The sequence below is a fragment of the Parabacteroides sp. KHUB-02 genome, assembly GCF_056640955.1.
The window spans coordinates 2982555-3000643 of sequence record NZ_JBWQEV010000001.1 but is presented as its reverse complement, the minus strand read 5'-3'; the positions used below and the strand labels follow the sequence as shown (position 1 = coordinate 3000643).

The 18089-nt window shown below is 44.5% G+C and carries 10 protein-coding genes; 3 read left to right on the top strand and 7 right to left on the bottom strand.

The window, feature by feature from the left end; all coding sequences use genetic code 11:
• Nucleotides 1-32 precede the first annotated feature (32 nt).
• Entirely contained in the window at nt 33-2849 is a 2817-nt protein-coding gene (locus tag ACYIA1_RS13280; RefSeq protein ID WP_480335488.1) for an NPCBM/NEW2 domain-containing protein, read from the bottom strand.
• Between the two features lie 104 nt (nt 2850-2953).
• On the bottom strand, nt 2954-4246 hold the full coding sequence (locus tag ACYIA1_RS13275; RefSeq protein ID WP_008773813.1) for a 3-keto-disaccharide hydrolase: 1293 nt from the start codon (nt 4244-4246) through the stop codon (nt 2954-2956).
• Nucleotides 4247-4656: 410 nt separating this feature from the next.
• On the opposite strand from ACYIA1_RS13275, the gene ACYIA1_RS13270 reads away from it, so the two are divergent.
• Genes ACYIA1_RS13270 through ACYIA1_RS13260 form a run of 3 tightly spaced genes read left to right on the top strand, consistent with a single transcriptional unit; the run spans nt 4657 to nt 9698 of the window.
• Nucleotides 4657-7785, top strand: coding sequence for a contractile injection system tape measure protein (locus tag ACYIA1_RS13270; RefSeq protein ID WP_480335486.1), 3129 nt, complete (start codon nt 4657-4659; stop codon nt 7783-7785).
• Nucleotides 7786-7806: 21 nt separating this feature from the next.
• Nucleotides 7807-8394, top strand: coding sequence for an eCIS core domain-containing protein (locus tag ACYIA1_RS13265; protein ID WP_005867018.1), 588 nt, complete (start codon nt 7807-7809; stop codon nt 8392-8394).
• On the top strand, nt 8391-9698 hold the full coding sequence (locus tag ACYIA1_RS13260) for an ATP-binding protein (protein WP_480335484.1): 1308 nt from the start codon (nt 8391-8393) through the stop codon (nt 9696-9698). Before ACYIA1_RS13265 ends, ACYIA1_RS13260 begins: the two co-directional genes overlap by 4 nt.
• A gap of 1 nt (nt 9699) precedes the next feature.
• Here ACYIA1_RS13260 and ACYIA1_RS13255 read toward each other — a convergent pair whose 3' ends face one another.
• The 5 genes from ACYIA1_RS13255 to ACYIA1_RS13235 are packed head-to-tail and all read right to left on the bottom strand — an operon-like array spanning nt 9700 to nt 18080.
• Nucleotides 9700-11823: a hypothetical protein gene (locus ACYIA1_RS13255; protein ID WP_480335482.1), complete on the bottom strand. Its 2124-nt coding sequence runs from the start codon at nt 11821-11823 to the stop codon at nt 9700-9702.
• Between the two features lie 10 nt (nt 11824-11833).
• A complete protein-coding gene (locus ACYIA1_RS13250; RefSeq protein ID WP_057325979.1) occupies nt 11834-13552 on the bottom strand; it encodes a hypothetical protein in 1719 nt (572 codons plus the stop codon).
• Nucleotides 13553-13554: 2 nt separating this feature from the next.
• Nucleotides 13555-14295, bottom strand: a complete 741-nt coding sequence (locus tag ACYIA1_RS13245) for a thioredoxin domain-containing protein (protein ID WP_005861427.1) — start codon at nt 14293-14295, stop codon at nt 13555-13557.
• Nucleotides 14296-14307: 12 nt separating this feature from the next.
• Complete coding sequence (locus ACYIA1_RS13240; protein WP_048927986.1) at nt 14308-17679, bottom strand: baseplate J/gp47 family protein; 3372 nt, start codon at nt 17677-17679, stop codon at nt 14308-14310.
• On the bottom strand, nt 17676-18080 hold the full coding sequence (locus ACYIA1_RS13235; RefSeq protein ID WP_005867028.1) for a GPW/gp25 family protein: 405 nt from the start codon (nt 18078-18080) through the stop codon (nt 17676-17678). Before ACYIA1_RS13235 ends, ACYIA1_RS13240 begins: the two co-directional genes overlap by 4 nt.
• Nucleotides 18081-18089 lie beyond the last annotated feature (9 nt).

The following is an 18089-nucleotide window of genomic DNA, read 5'->3' as shown; positions in this document are numbered from 1 at the left end:
CCGGGGTAGCGATTATCCCGGCCATTTTAGTTCTAATCGGCTGCTTCAACCACATACCAAGTATATCCGTTGGCAGGGATTTTAACCGTAAGCTCCACTGTATAGTCCCGGTTCAGTTTGTAGGTGACAGGCTTTTGCTCTTTTTCCCGGATGCGGGCTGTTTGTGTCAGGCCGGTATAATAGAGTGGGATATGGATCGTACGGGTGATCTCTTGATGGGTCGGATTGAAGAACATGGCTAGACCTTTCTCCTTCTTGTGAGGATTGACGTGTATGAACCCGTCCCAGTCTCGTGCGTCCGGTCGGCGTAAATGGATCATATCGCTGTTGAGTATATCGCGGTATTTCTTATACCATTGAATAACCTCGGTTACGGCCGCTTGGGTCTCCGGGGTATCATACAGACGTGGGCCTCGATAGCAAGCTTGGACACCAGCTCCGTAATTTTGCATCATATGTGTTTTGTATTCGAACAAGTGTTCGTGGAGGGGCTCCAAGGTAGCGGCCTCTCCTCCTCCTTGATACTCCACGAGAGGAACAAAGCTCCAGCATGCCGAAGCCATCCGATCCCATGTACCATCATAATTCAATTGGCGGGCATGGATGATCTGTCGATCCCGGGGAAGCGACCAGTTGGCTTCACGGTAACCAATGCCTGTCTTGGTAGACCCGTTCAAGAAATAGAAATCGGGAACATTGATATAAATGCCATTCTCGCACATCCAACGATAGAGATCGGTTATCTTATGGAACTGATTCCATTGGGAATCTTCCAGCCCTTTATGATAGGTATGGTGGGTAGATGCACATACGTCGCCGGGATAGGAGCCGTCGTGCTCGAAGCAACGCATGCCCGTATGCTCGAAGAAGGTTCGTATATGATGGAAATACTCATATCCCCAATCGCTGCAAAGGCAGGGAGCGCTACCGAAGCGCATCCCCCCTCGTTTACCTGTCTTGGGATTGATAACATCTACCTCGTCGCTGATCCAACGGCTTGATAAGAGGGAGTAACACCCTAACTCTACACCTTTGTTGCGGGCGTAATCCACCAAAGATTTATATTTGGCGATATTTTCTTCTGAGATATCCTCGGCGTTCAATCCGGATCCAAAGCTGATGATAACCATCTCGTATCCAACGGTAGCGCATTGATCGATAGCGGTACGAATAACATCCGGATCGGAAGAGGTAAGGTGCATGAAGATCGGATTCTCCGTAGCCCATGGAGCTACCGTATAATGTAAGCGTCGTTTAAACAAACCCTTTCGTTCCCGATCATCGCTGTCGAACGGCATCTCGTATACGCTAAAAGATTTGAATTTCTGGCCCGCCGCTAGGGTATAATCAGGACCTATCTTGGGCGATATATCTAATATACAAGGTGTTAGCAAAGGATAATTGCGTTGGGAGGTATATTCCGGATCGGCCACCCATTTCTCCGTGATATCGGTTTCCCGCTCGGTAAACTCTCCGCCACAAGCATAATCGCTTTCTACATGTATGTTCGGGAGCCTGAATTTAGAGGGATCTCCACCGCCGGGCGACTCCGGTTCGGCGAATGCCAGATATTCCAATTGAAAGGCATCGATATCTATGGACTGCGGGGTATTGTTGGTAACCTCCATACTTTTCCGGATAACCGGGATGTGATCGTATAAGTCGTAATGGAGTTCTACGGTGACACCTTCTGTTTCTTTCTCTCCTTTCAATACGAAAGTCAGTCTTTTCCCTGTAGGTACGTTCTTATTCAGTGCCCAGCGGCTTCTGGCCCATTTGATATCTTCCTGCAGCTCTTCTATGCGGAAATCCTCAATGAGAAAAGAACCGGGGCGAGTAGTCATCTGGTCGACCCATTCCATTTGGAAGTATCCGCGCTCGGGCTGGCCGGCCAGCCCGCCAAGTTCCCAACGTTTCCCGTCAATCGTCAAACTACCTTCGCTACTTACGGCACGAAGCATACTTTCTCCGGTCATCCGGTTAAAGATATCGAGAGTGGAAAGATTGGGTAAGACACGGAACATACGTGCTACCATTCCGTTTGACAATAAGATGCTTTTGCCATCGGGAGTCGCATATATGCCGGCTTTTGATCGTGAGGGTTGTAAAAGCCAGTCGAAAGAGGTGTTTTCCAAAGGAAGCCCTTGTTGGGGTAATTGCTTGATTTTATCAAGTAATTTCTTCTCCGTACCGGATGATACTTCCGGCCCTTTCCCTTGATAGCTCGTGGAGACGATCGAGGGGATGATCTCCATATACTCTATTTGGGGCGTGATCCATAAGGCATGATCTCCGCTAGGTCCATCGTCGGTAGGCTCTACAATAAGATCCAATATCTTTATGCCATTTAGGGGGATATCGATTGTTTTCGGGGCATCGCCAAGTTTGACGATACCGCTGTTATAAAGCTCCTTGTCATCTCCTTTCAAGATAAATAAGGCCGAGCCCGGATGTACTTTTCCGTCTTTACCTTCTAGACCAACAAATGTCTTGGCGTTTTTTCGGGTATCGAAATACATTTTCGTTCCGTCAACAAAAGGGATAACCGTGAGGCTTTTATCCGTATAATCGATATGTGAGTCGGCGATCCCGACCTGCGCTTGAAAGCGTGACGCATTCTTGTGTAAATCGATCTTGATATGACTTTTGGCTTGTACCCCGATCACGTCATCATACGTTTTTCCTTGTATAGAGGCGGGCTCGTTGGTAACTGATTTCCCTTTGACGGCGCCACCGTAAGTTTGGTAGGATTTATTTAGGTCCATGTCCATAAGCCGGATCTCGTTCTGGCCCATGGCGTAGAGGCCGGCAAATCCCGAAAGGATAGCTGTAAAGATAAGTTTATTCATAAAATCCAGTGATAAAAGAGGGTGTTATCAATGATAAAAATAAGGTGCTTCAAAAAGACTTCTTTTGAAACACCTTATTTGGTTTATAATCTAGCTTCGTTCTATTATAATGTCGTAAGTTTTAAATTTCGCCAAAGAACCTTGATGCCTCCACCGTCGTGAATCTGAAGGGCGATGCGGCCTTTACCCGCTCCGATCTTCTCATCATTCAAGTTTACCATTTCCTGTCCGTTCAGCCAAGTCTGTACGTTATCGCCTTGTACTTTGATACGCATCGTGTTCCAATCGCCTTCTTTCAAGATATTCTCTTTCTCATCCGGAATCTGAACCAACCAGCCACGTCCGTACGACTCATAGATACCACCTGTATCGTGACCCTTCGGAGCTACTTCTACCTGCCAGCCGTTTACTTTCACGCCTTCCTCAACGAAAGAGCGGATGAATACGCCGGAGTTTCCGTCAGCCTCTTGCTTAAACTCTACGGTCAGATCAAAATCATCATAATAATCACGGGTAGCGAGATAACCGTATTGCTTATCGGGACCACTTTCGCAAACCAATAAACCGTCTTTTACGTACCATTTCTCCGTACCGTATGGTTCCCATCCCGTCAAATCCACGCCGTTGAACAAGTTCACTTCCTTACCGGCCTTACGAGGAAGTTCTTTGATCTTCAAGTTACGGAAAGATGCGGGATAACCATGATCTTGCAAGCAAAGCACACCTTTTTTCGCCAATCCGTATTCCGGCGCGTTGGCCCATTTGCCGCTATTTTTCTTAGCGTGCCAATCGTCTGTCCATGCCTCGAACTCTAGGATCTTTTGTCCGTTCAACCAATGTTCCACATGTCCATTATCGAATACGATCTTGGAGTTGTTCCATTCGCCTTGCGGATTCACCTTCATCTTGGATTTATCCGGCAAATGCATTGCGTAATCCACACCTAATTTCTGCCACTCTTCCAATGGGTCCGGGAAGTTCGGCTCGTCGATCAATTGATACTCCGGCCCCGTTACGTAAGGAACAGCGAATTGGGGACGCTCTACCACATGGTACAACATACCGCTATTGCCACCCTTGGACAATTTCCAGTCCCAAGAAAGCTCGAAGTTCTCATACTCTTTATCGGTTACGATGTAGCCACTAGCGTCGCTACCATCTCCTTTGGCTTGTATACAACCATCCACTACATGCCAAGGCTGTGTCAATGTAGTCCCGTTGTAATCTTTCCAACCATCCAATGTCTTTCCATCAAAAAGCAGAACCCATCCGTCAGCGATTTCCTCGGGAGTAAGTGTGTTTTGTTCTTGACTGGCACAAGAGGAAAACAAGGCCAGCGATACCGCACAAGAGGCTAACAAGCTTGTGGCGGCTGTTTTTTTCATTACAGATTCCATGTAAATAAAGAATTTAGGTTGATAAATTGTAACTGAATGGCAAATTTACGTAAATATCTTTGATATCTCTCTCTGTTGGAGGAAAAACGCTTCTCTCCCTACGAAATACTTCTCCAAGAGCCTATATATTCTTTGTCGAATAAGCTCTATTTCTTAATTTGGCGGCGCTGAATTTATATTCACAGCCGCTGAATATACAAATGCCGCCGCTGATTGTAAAATCAGTGGCGATAATTTAAGAATAGAATAGGTACCGATCAGGCTTACCTATAGGTACGCATAAGTTTTATTCTGGCACAATCAACTTTTATATGTTTTTGTGGAAAAGAATCTGGATAATACTTGTTTAATCGAAGAATAATATAGATATTGCATGCATCTAATAAAGACTGAAATACCCTGCAAACCATATGATAACAATAGGCACCTTAAAACTAGATTTAGTTGCGGATCGGGAACCTTTCGTTCATGATTTATATGGTCGTTGGGATACCTTTAACCGAACCTCTTTAGAAGGGATCGTGGATGAGATTTTAAGCCGTTATGATACGGAAGATGAGTTGATCCGGATCGAGAGTTTAGACTTGGATCTAGGTGAGCTAGAAGAAGATGAATTCTATGAGCAATTCCCCCGTAGACTGGCAGAGAGACTGGACGAGACTTTCGCTTCTTATTTGCGAAGTAAGGAAGAGCATCCCGACCGAATCGCAGTTGTTCCCATCAGGCAATCTTGGCTGGAAGTATTTACCTATTATATGTCGCACGGATATTGGCCTTGGCTGGAAGAGGAGAGGCTCACCTTACCGGAACTTCTAGATAAATTAGTACGAATATCCCCGATAGAATTAAGTCATTTCCTGCGTGAGAAGGGAAAGGCGCTTACCATTCGTAAACGTCTGGTCTTTCAATTGGATGATATCTATCAAGAACGTTTGGTACATGTGGTGGCACCCTCGGAAAGCTCGTTTATAAACGCTTATGCCCGTTTCTTGCAAGACTCTTATCCCGAGATAAAGCGTCCGGAGATAGGGAAGAATGATTACAGAAACGCCATCTGGATAATCCTATGGGGATATTTATTATCTCAGGATCAAGGCTATTTCAACCGGAAACAAATGGTGACGTACACGCTGCGGGAATTATCCGGCTATTATTCCATTTCTTTTGTGGATTTACTGGGGATGCTGACGTATGATTTAGATAAGTTCGCCTCTACCCGCTTGTTCATGCCCGAGTTATTGTCGCTCTTGAAGGATATCCGGCTAGAGACATTATCGGAAAAGGAATTCACTAAAAATCTCTCTCTTTTTTCTCTGGAAGAATTGAAGGCTTTGCTCGTGCGGCGGGAGAAGAGCTTGACTTTCTTATCCGGGTATAATGAGGAACAGATTTACCAGATCGTGGAACAGGTGATCCCTGCGGAGAGTCCGTTTGTCATCGACTATGCGAGAGCGTTGGATAAGGAGAAGGAATTGGGTATGCTCGAAGGGAAAGCCGGGAATGATTTCAGGATACTGAAATGGGTGTTTATCTTCGAGGTTATTTTCGGTAGGGGGGGAAGCGTATTTTCCCGCCATCAGTTTGCCTTCTCCGTGTTAAAGGAATTGGCGGCGCATTACAATCTGACGGTAATGGAGTTATTGGGATATTTTTACCGTACCTTGGCAAGTGGGCTGCTAACGGCTTATCCAGCCGTTCGGGAATTGATCATTGCTTTGTACTTGAATGCTCTCGATGATTCTCCCGCCGATATATCCGTTTATTACCCGGAAGATTTGAAAGATCGGTTGTCTAATTCCGGTTTGTGCCGTCGCTTTATCCGTTCCTTGCGCGAGGAGCAAATCTATTCGGTGGTTAGGCAAATCGTTCCGGTGGAAAGCCATTTCATTATCCGGTATGCGCAGACGCTGGATAAGGGGAAAGAGCAAGGGCGTTTGGAAGGAAGGGTGGGCGGCGAGTTCCGGCTGTTGAAATGGGAGTTTATTTTTCTGGTACTGTTTAGCGGGCCATTAACCGCTTTTAGCCGGAAACAATTCGTATGTTCGGTGTTGGGACAGTTCTCTGCTCATTATAATATCACGGTGCGGGAGTTGATCTCCTATTTTCATGAGGGAACACATGGGGAATATCCGTGGGTTCCGGAAGAGTTACGTGAGATAATAGACCTGCTGTACGAGGATATGGATAAGGAATCTCCCGAGCTTTTATTCTCTGTTTGGTTGAATGAGGAGAGGAAAGCGTATCGGTTGGGACAATTTATAATCACGGGCCGTTCCGATGAACCGCTGGGCGATCTATTCGAGTACGTGAGTGGTTTGGAGAAGACGAACTCGAAAATATTACTGGACCAATTACGGCAATTGAAGGATATTCCTTCATCTGGAATAAGGGTGGAAGAACCGATAGAGGCCGCTCGTATCTTCGCTTCCTTATTACTGCTTGTCATCCGTGAATACGGTCTGGCTTTTCCGAATCAGGTATCCTTGATCCAATACCTTACGAATGTAAAAGAGAATCGTACATTTGGAGATGCTGCTCGGCTGCGCTTGTTATTGCATGAGTGTATGTTGGAGAATATGGATGCGTTTACACGTACCATGGATGCTTTACTGGGCACGAAACCGGGGAAAGCGCCCGAGCTTCCCATCCGTACTGCTTTTCCCGCTATCTATCCGTCCAATTCCCAAAAGATGGAATTATTGGAGGAATTATATACAGGGGCAACTCCCGCTTTGCGCTTACTTGTCGAGGAGGTAATCCGCTTGTTTCGTCTCAATAGCTTCGGGTTGGAAGAGAACCTTTGGTTGGGGTGGTTACAGGCTCTTTCCGGCAACGTTTACCGGAATTACTCCAAAGATGGATTGTTGTTCCTCTTTTGGCAGCATTTGAGGGAGTCTGTGCCCGAGGAGAAATTACATAAGATAGAGACTTTTATATGTCGACATACAACTAATTTATCTGAATTGTCAGTTTTTATATATCAACTTAAAAATAATATGGATATGGATGTTTTGAATGGCCAGTTAGAAGATCATGGCGTGTCTATTAACAATGCGGGCTTGACGATCATAGCCGTCTATCTGCCAATACTTTTTCATAGGTTAGGCTACTTGAGTGATGACAGACGTGGCTTTAAATCGAGAGAATGCCAAGTGAAGGCCATTTTTGCGTCTCAACGTTTTGTAACGGATGAGAAGGAAATCCCGGAGCCAGAATTATTCTTAAGCAAAGTCTTGACGGGCTATGATAGTCCGGAACCGCTTCCTCGCTCGTGTGATTTAGCTGAGAATGAATTAGAGATGATAGAGCAATTGAAGAAAGCGGTACTTATGAATTGGGATAAGATGAGGAATACGAGCTGGGAAGGTCTTCAAAGTACTTTTATCCGGAGAAAGGGAGTGTTAAAGATGGAGAAGAATAATTGGACGCTAACGGTCGAGGAGAGAGCTTTTGACGTCTTGTTAGATTCGATTGCTTGGAACTTCAGGTTCATTAAAACTCCATGGATGGAAAAAATACTTAGAGTAAAGTGGCGGTAAATAACATTAAAAGATAACATTATGAATGCGGATCGGATACAGATTCAAGAAGGACCTTCGCGGGTATTTCAAAACCGTAAAGGTGAATCAACACAATTGATGGAAGATAACCGGGTACAATCTGCCTTGCAGGCTAAAATGGTGGAAACTATGCAACGTGACGCAATGGATGAGGATGATTTGCTGCAAGGTAAGTTCGCCGTTCAGCGGGATGTGGAAGATGAGGATGAGCTTCTTCAAGGAAAATTTGTGGCCCAACGGCAAACTAAGAACCAGACAGGGATTCCGGATCATGTAATCCAAGGCATGGAGTCTTCCTTCGGGACGGATTTCTCATCGGTACGTGTACACCCGGATTCATCGAAAGCGCCGGAGGTTGGGGCTTTGGCATATACGCAAGGTACGGATATCCATTTCGCCCCGGGACAATTCAAACCGGATACGTCTGCCGGACAGCAGCTATTGGGACATGAGTTGACACACGTCATCCAGCAAGCCGAGGGACGTGTGCAGCCTACTACCGAGGTAGGTGGAATGGCCGTTAACGATGATTTATCCTTGGAACACGAGGCGGATGTGATGGGTGCTAAAGCTGCTTCTGTCTTATGAACGAGTGGATCGATTGGTTCCAGCGGGTATTGGATGTCTCCATTCGTTTGTATTTCCGGCAGGAGTGCGATTTATCTTCCGTCTATGATATCCCACTCCCGAAGGCAGGACCGCTTTGGAAGGCGTTGTTGCCGGAACAGGTCGATCCTACTTTCGACGAGTGGATGGTGTTGATGTTGGCCTTAATGCCTCATCTTTCTCCGCAGATGTTGGATATTTTTTTTGTGCATAATAAGAATTTTGACCGTCCTTATACGGAATTTGGCGGTTGGAAAGGACTATCGCACGGAGGATTCTTGCCAACGGGCGAGACGGTCGTTTTCCTGTTGGCGGGCGATCGTGTGGAACGCCGTCTGGAAGTGGTTCGTCTATTTCGTGAGGAGCATTGGTTCCATATGTATCACGTCGTTGGCTTGGAAGGAGCCGGGAATGGTGAACCGTTCTTGAGCGGACAACTGCGTATATCGGAGGATTTCTTGTACCGTTTATCTTTTGAGGGAGAATATAAGCCGGACTATAATATGGGTTTTCCGGCCAAACGGATTAGTACGGCTTTGAATTGGGAAGATGCCGTATTGCCTTATTATGTGCGTGAGGAGTTGGAGGAGATAAATAATTGGATTACGGGGCATCGGGTCATCCTTTCGGACTGGGGATTGAGTCGTTTTTTGAAGGCCGGTTACCGCACTTTGTTTTATGGCCCGCCGGGAACGGGTAAGACGCTTTGCGCAACCTTGATTGGCAAGAAGAACGGGATGGATGTATATCGTATCGATCTTTCCATGATTGTCTCCAAATATATCGGCGAGACTGAAAAGAACCTTGCGAATGTATTCGACCAAGCGGAAAACCGAAATTGGATTCTCTTTTTCGATGAGGCGGATGCCTTATTCGGTAAACGAACCTCGACGAACACTTCTAATGATCGCCATTCGAATCAAGAGATCGCTTATTTGCTGCAACGGATCGAGGATTTCCCGGGAACCGTTGTTTTAGCCACAAACTTAAAGAGTAATATTGATGAAGCTTTCTCCCGTCGTTTCCAGTCTATTATCTATTTCCCGATGCCGGATCAAGACTTACGTGAGGAATTATGGCGTAGAATGCTTCCCTCTTCTTGGCTACCTGCGGATGCGGACAAAATGATCCGTATGGCAGCTACTTATGAGTTATCGGGTGGCACCATCTCGAATGTGATCCGGCGTTGTGCCCTTCGGTTGCTAAAGCAAGACACTCCCCGGCTAGATTCCGATATCTTATCTATGGCGATCCGCCGGGAATTGAATAAAGAGGGCCGGTGGTGATTTAAGGCAACGGCTCTCTTTCCCGGTGCCCGATCGGTACGATGATTAAGAGAAAAAAGAAGAGTGGGAGCGCCAACAGTATCATTTGAGTCCATATGTCGAAAGTTTCCCGTGAGGATACGATATTGGTGATTAGGTATAATACCAATACGATCTCGGATATGAATACCAGTAATAGAGGCAAGACATATCGCTTATAATGTTGTGCCAACATGTAGAACTTACTGGATGTCATATACAGGGTGATTAGGATTAATAGTATGAGAAATAAGAATATATCACCCAATACGAAATAAATAAGCATCGGGTTGGAGAATTCCGTATTTGCCAGTTGCGCCAGATCATCGGAGCAACTGGTGAGTTGCTCGCCTTGCGGAAAAGGATTTAGCAAATAGAATAAAGAGTTGAAAAGATTATCTAGTAAGGATACCTCGCATTCTTCCTCATACATGACCATCTTGAGTACTGGTTCTTGCTTATTCTCTCGATTTTCGCAAGTAGTTACGGGAACGCCCATTTCATCGTAATCGACGAAACAAAGGCGGTCTACCAATTGGTATTTCAATAGAATGGATAGATAACCGATATGCTTTTTCTCCTTGATAGGGAATATGACATTTAGATCGTAGTTTTTATATATTTTATTACCATCCACGCAAAAAGAATCGATTACGAAACTAGTGGACTTCACGAATTGTACAAGTTCTCTCCGGTTCTCCAGTTTAAAATCGAAATCAGGGAAGTAAAGAGTCAATCCGTTGAGTTTCCGGAGAGACGGGTTTCGGTTGATCGTACCGGTACCCTTTGTGAATAAGTTATTTAAAAGAGCCATCTGGGATTCTTTCGATCTTAAGAAATCATTCGTCGCTTTTGAGTTTCGGAATAGGACTAGTAAATCGACGGGTGTATCCGAATAAACGGGCATATCTATCAAGCACTCCTGTTGTTGCCAGTCGCTTACTTGGCTAGGTTGCCTGCTTTCTGTATCCACTACATACCCTAGATATTCCATTCGGCTGAATTTCCGGATAAGGTTTGCCGGTAATTGCTCATATACGGATTGCAGCCAATACGGTACGATCGGAAAAGCTCGTTGGTTGTATTGACTTAGGCGTTCGGATAGGCGTTTGGTTTCTGATGATGCGCCATCTACCTTGAATACGGGAATACTGCAATTTCCCTTTTTCTTTTGTGCGGCGATCTCTTCTTTGCTACGTTTATCGAAATAACAGAAGAACGTACGAATCGTGGAGGGACGCAGCTCACGCACGGATAGCAACCAGTTCTTTACGGCTTGCGTGTAAGTGGTGTCGTAAACGAATGGGATGAAATCGGTTTCTCGGTATCCAATGGCGTCTTCTTCCCAAGGCGTGATGTTGAGGGCGATGGAAAGGGGAGCTTCCTTGATGAAAAACTCAATCGTTCCGCTTCCTCTGATAGAAGGATTCTCGTCCGGGTTGTCCAGAACACCTGTAACATCTTCTGTCCATACGGGACAAATGATATAGCCTTGTTTATCGGAGTTGAGCAACGATTGCATATTATCCAGATCTCCGGTTTTACCTTTGAAGAAATACATATTCTCGACGGTAGGGGGAGGCAAGATCTTTTCCGGTTCTCTTTTATTGAAATAATACCACAAAGCTTGCGTTACTTTGACTGGGCCAAGCTTTTCATCGAAGAAGCGGCAGAGAGGATCCGCATTGGCTTTATTCTTGGATGCGGTTAATAACTCGTTTCCGAACAGCCAAGGTGTATATGCGCATTGCTCTACATGATCGGGTAATAAAGAACTTGGGGACTGTAAATAACCCAAACGTGAGATCGCTTGGTTTGCGTCCGGGTTTGTTACGAAAGTGAAAGCATTCCCCAATTCAGCGGGATAAACGATATAACCGCATTGTTCCGTTAAGATACGCTGGGTGATCGAGTCCATAAGAGTCTGGTAAGAGACGATCGGGGTACGAATCTCTTCCAGTTCCAACTCGGTCCGCTCTCCTAAACTCCGGAAATAATCCAATCGCTCCGAGAGACTTCTTTGGGCGTTAACGGCTTGTGCCATGATTACATGAAGTAATAAGCCCAATAAAATGCCGTGGTAGGTAGTTCGATATCTGGTTGACATAAGGGTAAATTTAAAGTTCGATATTTATTCGTATCAGATTATTCTTTAAGATTTCTCCGGTGCGGCCAATCTCTTTGTTGTCATTATCGGCCCAAGCTTTTCTCCATGCCTTATAGTCCTTGACAAATAGGGCTAGCTCTTTCGGAGGAAGCCAATGAACCGTGAATCGTAGATGTGCCGGTATCTTCTCTCGCAAGAATTCTTCAAGACGAAGCTGAAAATCCGGCCGTTGCTGCGTACGTTCTGTTTGCGAGAGGATTGCCGTTAAGGTAAATTCCCGGGAGGGGACTGAATGATCAGTCGCCTCCGGTGAATGCAGGAGTATGTTTTCCAGAATGAAAATTTGCTCTTCCGCATCTTCCCATCCGAGTATGGAATAGAGATATCTTTCCAATCCGGAAAGGGAGTCTGCGTCGAATAGATTACAGCCCAGATACCGGTCCCGGATAAGTTCCGGTAGTTGTCGCAGGAACCGGACTCTTCGTTGACGGTTTATCTCTTTATGGGAGTAGCGGAGAAAAGGCTGGTTGCTATTTTCTCCGTAGATTTTATCCAACGTATCCAATAGCAGATCTTTGTTTTGTTCCATAGAAGCGGAACCGGGTGTTTCCATATTTAAGGCCATCCAATCTTTTAGATGATTCATTTCTTCATGTCCCTCCGAAAAGAGATGGTCGAATATAGAAAGATATGCCTTGAATGAATCGGTAAACGAGTCCTTGTAGCAAATTGGGAAATCATTTGTGACGCTATAATCATTCAGATGAATATGGCGACTGTCCATGAGGATCGATTTGGCTTGTTTTTTCTGTTCTCGTATTGCATGGTTGATATTATTCCGCGAATGCAAACGATTCAATACTTTTGTGGCATTAATCTCTACCGCTTGTTGGTTTTGGTAAAGTCGTATCTTGATTTGCTCAGGGGAAGATAATGCCAATGTATAGGCGTATTCACCCTCTTCAAAACCTTGAAATTCCAAAGAGTGTATCGATAGAACCCCTTGTATCTGCTTGATCCCTTTGAAAAGCTTGTATATGGGAAGTGCGCTACCTGTATAATGACTTCCCGGTGCGAATAATTGAATCGCCTCCGTATAAATGGCGATCAAGGTTTTTTCCGGAGAGATGCTACCGTCTATATCGATATTTCCAATGAGTAATAAAGGTTTCCTTCTTACGAAATGGATTGCGTGTAGGTGTTCACCTAAATTCCGGTTTGCGTGATATAGTTTCTTAATCTTTTCCTTGATTTTCTTTTCTTCCTGTTTGTGTTGATCTTCTGAGATAAAGGACGAGAGTTCTATAAATATGTCGAACCATCCGTGACAGATCTGATCATTGGATCTATAGGGATGGATTTGTATGTCCGATAAGTTAACTAAGAAGTCAGTGTTATCTAATTGATCTAAAAAATGGTCTCGGTAATCTTTGGGTGTCACAGGGGCCATCCCGGAAACCCGTTCAGGACTGAACAAGCCGTAATCCTCCGGATTGAAACGATTATCCGATCCGGTGAGATATTGTTCTAATGGGAAACTCATTTGGTAATCCAATTCGCTTAAGGCGTAATTTAAGATGTCCAGAGTCGTGATTCCCGGGTCGTGTGGGGCATGGTCTGTCCACAGTTGCCCTGAAAGCTCCCGGATTGTTTCCAAGGCATTCTTTTGGAGGCTATCGAATATGGATTCCTCCTTTTTTAGCTCTTGCAGGTTGGGCAGATCATCCATGGCTATTCTTGATTAAAGGTGTTTCTCCGGTCGGAGGCGTCCATCCGGTAATCTTTCCATAAATCGGTTATCTGGAAACAAACAAAGATGTTGTCTCCATAATCCCGTCCGCTACGTATTTGCAACTTGCATTTTTGTCCGGGGCCGTACCAACGGAATTTGATCTTGTTAAAAAAGGAACCGAACCAGGATTGATTCGTACGGATTTTTCGATGTTTTCCGTAACAATGGATAGCCGTGGCTTCCACTAATGCGTATTGTCCGCTTTTTAACTTACCGCATCCAGCCATGATGCGGTAGGCACGACATCCTTCCGTTGGTATTTGCAGGGTATGCCATTCGCCATCTGCGGGAAATTTACCCCGTATCGCACCGTCGAAGCGGGTTGCGGAAAGACTGCCGTTGATACGTATATCCATACCGGGTTGGTTCATCTCGATGCGACCGTTTGGATGAAGCGATAGTATCGGTTCATCTTGCCCTTGACGTATGATATGGAGTTGGCTATTGTTACCTAGGTATATTTTCCACTCTGGAATATTGTCTTGTATGTTCGTGAATAAGCTGATGACGGGACTGTTTTCCTTGGAAGGAGCTAACCGTAAGCCATCATCCGGATTTTTATCGATCCCGTCGTCGGAAATATTGACCATGGAATCGATTAATTCGTAGAAATGCTTTTGGTTGGGCATACTTCCGCGCTTAAAGTATTCTTTTAGTGTATTTCTGTTTGTACGAGGCATATCCGGTTTGTTTTATTTGTTAATAATAAAATTACTTCCAACTCCTAAATATCCGAGTCCGAGTTGTTCCAGTAGTTCGTCTTTTTGGTCAATATATAGCAAATGCCTATCAGAAGGAACTAATATGCACCAAGGTTGGGAAGGGCTAACGTTGAAATTTTGCCTTGCCTCTTCCGGGTAGCGGTTTAGATAATAGCTCTTTTGTTGGTCTTTTGCCGTATATACGACATGCGCTACGCTTAATATATCAATGTCCACGATGGCTTCACACTCTCGTATGGAGTTATAAAGATCTGTCGATGAGAACGAAAGCCCAAATACCGGGATCTCTTCCTTATCTCGCCAAGGCGCGATACAATTATTAATGCGTGCCTCTGTCTGGCGGAGTATATCTCCTACGGGATATCCGGGCTTTATCCGGAGGTTACAGCAAACGGTTACTTCCTCGTAGACCGGAGTGATAGCGTCAACGGTAATGAACGGACTTGTTTTGTCACCTATATAATCTTCGATTCGCATGAGTAGCCTATGTTCGCATAAAGGCAAGATCTTTTTATCTTTCTCCTTTTGCATCACGACCAATGTTACGATCGGGCTCCTGTTTTGAGCTTTACTGTCTATTCCGGGCAAGCAAAGTACTTTTTCGACTTCGGGGAACTGAGCCAATGTTATTTGCTCGTAATCCCTAGGCAATACAGCCCGGTTCCGATGGGACATCTCTTGGGTGATCCGGAGCCGCATATCCTCTGGCGTTTCCGGCGAACGTCCTCCTTTAGCGGGTATGATCTGGTAAATATCCGTAAGTCCCGGCATACTTTTCTCGAAAGAAACGAGTCCCGTGAAGCTTTCGAGTTCCTCACTGATCAGGGCTTCCATTTCTTCGGGGATTTCTAACCGGGCTTTCACTGGGTTTAGATAGACATTTCGTATGGATGAACAATTTTGCGTGTGGCAAGATACTTTTGCCGAAAGCCAGAAATCTCCATTTATGTCTAGCATTTCCTCGCTAATAGGTGAGGGAAGCAGGACGTCTACCAAACCTGTATTCAACAGATTCCCGGTTGTATCGGAAAGTAAATTACCCGGTTTGATAAACTCCCATTGCTTGCCGTTGAAGAAAGACCATTGTACGCAAGGAAGATATTCTTTTCCGATTTCCCGTTTCAAGGCAGCCATCTCGAAGAATAAACGGATCTGGTCGTTACCGATCGAGTTACCAATACCGAATAGAATAATCCCATCTTCTGTGGGAACTTCCACCATTGGGAACGGATGACGTAGATCGATTTCATGTAATTCCTTTTGCCTCAATGGATGGATATGATAGATACGGCATCTATCTCTTGGGGTATCGCCATTGAAAAAGTATTCTTCCTCGGCGCTATAACCGATACCTATACTTTCAATCATAGGGTTGTAAGGAGGTTTGGGCACCGGGGTCTGTTTACGGGTATGGCTGTTTCTTATCATGATATCCGCAAAGAGCATCCGGTACTCCGTCTGCCCAAATCCGCCGTTCGGATCTGTGAGTCTAATCCTGAAGAAGCCTTGCTGGGTTTTCGTATATTGATATTGCTCTTCTTCCGTGGAGACCGTAATGTTTTTGAACGGTTTGTCGTAAACGATCTCGCTGTACTCCGAGAGCTTTCCCCTAGGGGAAGTATGCTTGTTTTTCGTATTGAAAAGACAAGATGTACTTCCCGGTAATTTTACCCATTTCTGGTCTGTTAGTTTTTCCCATTCAATTTTGAAGGTGGTATTATCGATAGGTGTCTTATATGCTTGATACAAATCATAGAAACCTCCTTCCGAATAAGGTAGATCCGCCCATTGCAAAGTAATACCCATGGATTGGATAGGCTTGATCGCTATCTCATAATTACCGAATGCGAACCATGAGCCTTTTTGAGCTTCTAACCCGAATAAAGGGAAATGTACGCTTGCGTCTACTTCTCCCAGAGGATTATAGATTTTCAAGGATGACATGCCGGATACATGTACCTTTATCTTTAAGCTAGTAATAAAAATACGGTGTACCCAAGAGTAGGGGAATAACCAAGCATCCGTGTTCATCAATATACGGAGCGCTGGGTTCCGTGTTTGGCAACCATGAGCTTCAGAGCAAGGTGTTGTAGGGTCGAATTTCTCATTAAGGACGAATTTCAGATAAAAGGAGTTTTCGTTGATGAATGTCAAGGTGTAGGCGTATATCGGGGCCCAACCTTTCTCTGTGCTTAACTCCAATAGGAAAGCGTCGTTTAATACACGCCCGGTTTCGTGGGAAGATTGTTCCGTGGTAGCGATTAATTCTTTGAAATATGATATGGAGTCTTCTTCTAATCCGAATGTGATATGTATATCCCGATGTCCTTCCCGAAGTAATAACATGGGAGATTCGATCATCAGTCCGGCTTGTATAGAGGATTGGTTCTCAAAGATTAGCTCTGAGTCCAGATTGGGCTTCTTAGAAGGAACGTTTCCGATCCTGTCATTCAACTGTTTTTGCCAGATGGACGTAACGAAGCCTAATCGGCTCGCTGGATATTTTTTCGGATCTTTTTCCAATAGTAACGAATGTATACTCGTTATTTTCATGTCATTGACCGAATAATCTTCGTCCGTACGATAACAAAATTGGATATCTTGCGCAGGAAATGGTACCTGTGTTATAATACCTGTACCTTTGGGTAACTGGGCTTGCTGTGCGGTATTATTCTTCACGGCGATAAACCAAGCGGAAGGAATAATCGCTTTTTGGGGAGATTCCTTCAATATTTGGTTGACATAAAATAACGGATAAGCTTCCCAGCGTTTATTGAACTGATCTACCAGATATTGATAGTTTTTCAAGAAAGCGATTAAAACAGCTAATGAGGGATCGGTCTCTCCGCTTTTAGCGATTTCTTGGATGTAAATCTCTCGTTTGTTTTGTAAATTACGGAGGATACGTAATAATAGGTAGAGACTTCTACGAACCGTTTTAGGATTGGATAGGGTTATTAGCTGAAGTCTCTGGTTATATTTCTCCATATCCAGAAATAAATCGGACATGGAATCTCTAAAGATCCGATGATTCAATCTTTGATACCAATCAGAGAACTTATGGTATAGAGCGTTTCTTAGATAGGTGATTTCTCTGTTACTTTCCGGTGAGTTCTCATTTTGCCACAAAATGAAACTCTGTTCGATCCCGATTGTATCTGTTTGCTTGATCTCATTGAGTATGGCTAAGGATTGGTAATGATATAAAAAGGATGATTTCGAAAAGGCACGAGCCAATAAATTGGAGAGATTTTTCTCGAGTACTTGAAAAGGCTCATGTATCCGGAAATCATTCTCCAATTTTTTTCTTGTCAATCCATCTTTATTCCATTGTTTATTCATCGGTTAGAATCAAAATAGATAGGATAGGTCAATTCTTGTTGGACATTATTCATACGTATCGTATAATAAAGTTCGATAATCAGAATGCCATCTTGAATCGAAGCCTTATTAATTTCTATGCGATCAAGCGAGACTCTAGGCTCGTATAAGAGAACAGCTTTCTCGATAGCGCTTTTAATCATGGTCTCCATGGTAAGATCTAATTGTTCAAACTGATAACGATATAGTTCCGTACCGTAATCCGGACGATGTATTCGCTCCCCTGTGCGAGTGGAGAGAAGGATGATCAAGCTTTGCCGGATGTCTTCTTCATAATTAGACATGCGGGTGGGATTATCATTATGGCTGAATTCTGGGGGGAATGCCCATCCTTTACCTAAAAAACTATTTTTGTTCTGCATAAATCATTC

Bases quoted from the DNA above. Each gene is read 5' to 3' on its own strand.
- ACYIA1_RS13280 (WP_480335488.1), bottom strand. From the start codon at position 2,849: ATGAATAAACTTATCTTTACAGCTATCCTTTCGGGATTTGCCGGCCTC.
- ACYIA1_RS13245 (WP_005861427.1), bottom strand. From the start codon at position 14,295: ATGCCTCGTACAAACAGAAATACACTAAAAGAATACTTTAAGCGCGGA.
- ACYIA1_RS13270 (WP_480335486.1), top strand. From the start codon at position 4,657: ATGATAACAATAGGCACCTTAAAACTAGATTTAGTTGCGGATCGGGAA.
- ACYIA1_RS13260 (WP_480335484.1), top strand. From the start codon at position 8,391: ATGAACGAGTGGATCGATTGGTTCCAGCGGGTATTGGATGTCTCCATT.
- ACYIA1_RS13255 (WP_480335482.1), bottom strand. From the start codon at position 11,823: ATGTCAACCAGATATCGAACTACCTACCACGGCATTTTATTGGGCTTA.
- ACYIA1_RS13250 (WP_057325979.1), bottom strand. From the start codon at position 13,552: ATGGATGATCTGCCCAACCTGCAAGAGCTAAAAAAGGAGGAATCCATA.
- ACYIA1_RS13265 (WP_005867018.1), top strand. From the start codon at position 7,807: ATGAATGCGGATCGGATACAGATTCAAGAAGGACCTTCGCGGGTATTT.
- ACYIA1_RS13275 (WP_008773813.1), bottom strand. From the start codon at position 4,246: ATGGAATCTGTAATGAAAAAAACAGCCGCCACAAGCTTGTTAGCCTCT.
- ACYIA1_RS13235 (WP_005867028.1), bottom strand. From the start codon at position 18,080: ATGCAGAACAAAAATAGTTTTTTAGGTAAAGGATGGGCATTCCCCCCA.
- ACYIA1_RS13240 (WP_048927986.1), bottom strand. From the start codon at position 17,679: ATGAATAAACAATGGAATAAAGATGGATTGACAAGAAAAAAATTGGAG.